Origin of the sequence: Ligilactobacillus acidipiscis DSM 15836 (genome assembly GCF_001435755.1) — a bacterium.
In the GTDB taxonomy this organism is placed as follows: domain Bacteria; phylum Bacillota; class Bacilli; order Lactobacillales; family Lactobacillaceae; genus Ligilactobacillus; species Ligilactobacillus acidipiscis.
On the sequence record NZ_AZFI01000181.1, the window covers coordinates 1 to 3,764 of the forward strand.

Sequence of the window (3,764 nt, forward strand, 5' to 3'; positions counted from 1 at the left end):
TAAGGGAAAAGTATGAATAATTCAGGATAATGAATAATAGGGTTCAGAAAGGAAAATTTTCTGAGCCTTATTTTTGGTCTATTATAATAAAGATGAAGTAGGCAGATGATATTTTTGTAGAAGAAATCTTTTAGTCTGAGTTTTAATACCTCTTAAATCTTATTACCTGTTAAAGGATATCGGTAGAATAACAAAGTTGCTTGATGGTATGTTATTATATAACTTAGTTATTGAATCTACTAATGAGAATGTATAATCTGTTAATAAATTAAAATTGAGGTCTGCTGTGTATGTATAAAATATTTGCAGCGTTATTTACTACTATGATAATTTCTGCGCTTCTTGTACCCATTGTACGAAAATTTGCCATTAAGGTTGGTGCAGTGGATAATCCAAATAAACGCCGTATAAATTCAAAGCCAATGCCGACTTTAGGTGGCTTAGCTATTTTTATTGCTTTTAACATTACTAATTTCTTTTTTCTACGGAGTCAGTATCCACAAAAGCAGATGATAGTATTGTTTTTAGCTGAATGTATCATCATTTTAACTGGGTTTATTGATGATATTTATGAGTTGAAACCAAAACAAAAGCTGCTCGGGATCATAATAGCAGCATTAATTGTTTATTATGTTGCAGGAATCAAAATGACAACTATATCGATTCCTTTTGGTGGGTTGTTTCATCTGAAATGGTTGAGTATGCCGGTAACTATAATTTGGATAGTGGCAATTACTAACGCAATCAATTTATTGGATGGGCTGGATGGTTTAGCCACCGGTGTTTCGATTATCGCTGTGACTACTAGTGCCTTAACTAGTTTTTTCTTTTTGAATAACACTGGGGTTTTTGTGTCAGTCCTGATGTTGACTTTGGTTGCTGCTATGATAGGCTTTTTACCTTATAATTTTAACCCAGCAAGTATTTTTTTGGGTGATACAGGGTCGTTATTTATTGGATTTATGATTTCGGTCTTTGCTCTGTATGGGTTAAAAAATGCCACATTCATTAGTTTGATTATTCCGATCATTATTTTGGGAGTACCGATCACTGATACTGTTTATGCTATTTTGCGGAGAATGCTGAATAAAAAGCCTATTTTCCAAGCTGACAAACATCACCTACATCATAGATTAATGCAGATGGGGCTCACACACCGGCAAACGGTTTTAGTGATTTATGGTATCGCATTGATATTTTCGTTTATTTCTCTACTCTTTCCTCTTTCCAATTTTTGGGGTTCGGTTGCATTGATTATTGCGACCTTAATTGGGCTTGAACTTTTTGTCGAGGCAATCGGGTTAGTTGGAGGTAACAGACAGCCACTACTGCATTTGATCAAAAAAATGGTTCTTAGCTCTTCAGATACTAAAGGGTTATACGAGAGAGAAGTTAAAAGAAAAAATAAAGATAATAAATAAAATCGATACTTATCTGAGAGTTTTTCGGATAAGTATCGATTTTTTATATATTTTTATCTGTGAAAACATACCACTTGCTGACTAGATAGTTTAAGATACCGACAACAGTGTTATCAAAAAGTTTTACTAAAAAAGAATTGTAGTGCAAAACTTTAATTCCTAACCAAATTATGACTATGTCTAACGCTAGCGCAAAGAGACGAACTACTAAGAAAGAACCTAATTCACTAAGCAACTGTCCAAGACCATGATATTTGGAAGAAAAAACTAAAAATTTATTTGAAAAATAAGTGACAAAAACAGCTAATAACCAAGCTAAAATGTTACCAGCCTGGTAGTGCCATCCTAATTTAAGCCAAAGCATAAAAGTACCAATATTGACAATTGTGGCTATTCCACCCCAAAAAACGTAGATAAGAAACGTTTTATGCTTTTGTAGAAAATCAAGCAACATGCCAAAAATTCCCCTTATTTTTTTTCAGCATTTTTATTAAGATCGCTTTTGATCTGAGTCGTGCTGATTTCTGGTGTTCTTGGTAAATAAACTACTTCTACTCCTTCGTCTTTTAGAAAGTCGAACTTACCCGTCCAATCATCACCAATGGCAAATGTATCAATGTCATACTTATGCACATCAGATACTTTTTGATCCCAGTTCTCTTCTGGAATAACTAAATCAACATAACGAATAGCTTCTACCAATTGTTTTCTTTGTTCATACGTAAAGTATGTTTTTTTGTGCTTCTTCTCCCAATTAAATTCATCAGAAGAGATAGCAACGACTAAATAATCACCAAGAGCTTTAGCCCGTTTTAATAAATTAATGTGACCATAGTGTAGTAGATCGAAAGTTCCGTATGTAATTACACGTTTAATAGTACTCACTCCTCTTAATAATATTTTATCCATACAGAATACCATTAATTCTGAATAATTCATATTTTTAATAGTTTCTCTTTCTTTTGTCTGTTATCACATTGTTTCGACATGATTCAAGCCTTAAACTGAGTATACAAAAAGAGCACATTCTGTGCTATTGTTAAGTCGACGAAAACCACAAAGAACTGGATTGCCCCATATGTAGACTTTACAACAAAACGTTAACCTCAACAAAAATTTGGTACTATCTAATAATGATGGTGGCTTAACTTTATTGACTGAGTTTTTATGCATCAGATCCACTTTAAACATAACTTCCAGTTTAAGGATCGTCGTAAGTTCAATAAGTGTCATGAAAAACATCTGTTTAAGCAGCTGTTAATTTAACTTATTACCGGTTATTTTAGCTAATACGCTGACCTGAGTTTTAAGCTCGTCTTGGATAACTTAGTTGTTTCGCAATCAACTTTTCACGCTTCGTTACTCAAGTTTCCACAAAAGAATTGACCGGAATTACAAAGTTAGTGGCAAAGTTAGCAATCACCCAAAAGAAGCAGCACAAGATGCCCATGATCTCGATTCGGTTCAAGCTGATACATTCGGTCAACAAGTAGGCAGCGATTTTAACACTCACTATCAAACGGACGGGTTACCCCTAGTTATTTTGGATTGCTTCTTAGGGTCTAAAATACGGTCAGGCAACGAGTAGATTAAAGCCACTGCTTAAATAATACGCTGCTTGTGAAAGCAGTTGGGGGCAAAGTTTACGATCCGCGTCAAGGCCAATTTCAAGCTACAACGGATCGTCAAGGGGGAAATCTGTGGAGGTCTTTAGCAAGAAAGATGTGTGGCGGCACCATTTAACAGACTACCAACCAGAAACTGGGGAACACGCTTACTCTGCAATAGTTAAATCAACTCGTCCAGTCGGCGAGTTACTCTTTAAACACGAGTTTATTGCGGCTAATTTGGAAATGACTTTCGTCAGCGATATATTTGAACTTTACCATCAACGTGGAGCCATGGAAAATCTGATCAAGGTCGCTAAAAGTGGCTTTGATTTTGATAAAACGGATTGCCCTAGTTTTACGGCTAACTAACTGAGAATGTTGCTTGCCAGTGTGGCTTACAACTTAGTTGAGGTCATGAAAAAACTGTTTTTTCCAGCTGAATTAGGAGACGTAACAATCAGCACTCTACGCTTTAAACTCTTTCATCTGGCTGGTACGTAACATGCACGTAAAAATTGTGACTGTATCTTTCTAGTATTAATGTTTTTGATGATTTATATTGGCAAACATTGTTTGGAATCCGAAAATTTCAGCTTACTAGTAACCTGAATTATTCATATTTTTGTCTTAACTAAAATTTGGTGCTAAATAATTTTAGAGTGGTAAAAAAGGGTAAACTCTGCCTTTCCCCTAAGAAGTACTTTTGTATTTTGTGAGTTCACAGCGGATATAT

Annotated in this window: 5 protein-coding genes; 2 read left to right on the forward strand and 3 right to left on the reverse strand. The window is 34.9% G+C overall.

What is annotated here, in order from left to right:
- Positions 1-290 precede the first annotated feature (290 nt).
- Entirely contained in the window at positions 291-1,421 is a 1,131-nt protein-coding gene (locus FC65_RS09430) for a glycosyltransferase family 4 protein (RefSeq protein ID WP_056972480.1), read from the forward strand.
- Positions 1,422-1,464: 43 nt separating this feature from the next.
- Here FC65_RS09430 and FC65_RS09435 read toward each other — a convergent pair whose 3' ends face one another.
- From FC65_RS09435 to FC65_RS11895, 3 genes are all read right to left on the reverse strand, one after another.
- Positions 1,465-1,875, reverse strand: coding sequence for a GtrA family protein (locus tag FC65_RS09435; RefSeq protein WP_056972481.1), 411 nt, complete (start codon positions 1,873-1,875; stop codon positions 1,465-1,467).
- Positions 1,876-1,889: 14 nt separating this feature from the next.
- Positions 1,890-2,297, reverse strand: a complete 408-nt coding sequence (gene tagD, locus FC65_RS09440; RefSeq protein WP_056972483.1) for a glycerol-3-phosphate cytidylyltransferase — start codon at positions 2,295-2,297, stop codon at positions 1,890-1,892.
- 487 nt (positions 2,298-2,784) lie between these two features.
- Positions 2,785-2,940, reverse strand: coding sequence for a hypothetical protein (locus FC65_RS11895; RefSeq protein WP_156408618.1), 156 nt, complete (start codon positions 2,938-2,940; stop codon positions 2,785-2,787).
- 181 nt (positions 2,941-3,121) lie between these two features.
- On the opposite strand from FC65_RS11895, the gene FC65_RS09445 reads away from it, so the two are divergent.
- Positions 3,122-3,400 carry a transposase gene (locus tag FC65_RS09445; protein WP_056972482.1) on the forward strand — a complete coding sequence of 93 codons (279 nt, stop codon included), beginning with the start codon at positions 3,122-3,124 and terminating at the stop codon, positions 3,398-3,400.
- The last annotated feature ends 364 nt before the right edge of the window (positions 3,401-3,764 follow it).

Excerpts from the sequence above, each read along its gene's own strand:
- FC65_RS09430 (WP_056972480.1), top strand. The coding sequence starts at position 291 with ATGTATAAAATATTTGCAGCGTTATTTACTACTATGATAATTTCTGCG.
- FC65_RS09435 (WP_056972481.1), bottom strand. The coding sequence starts at position 1,875 with ATGTTGCTTGATTTTCTACAAAAGCATAAAACGTTTCTTATCTACGTT.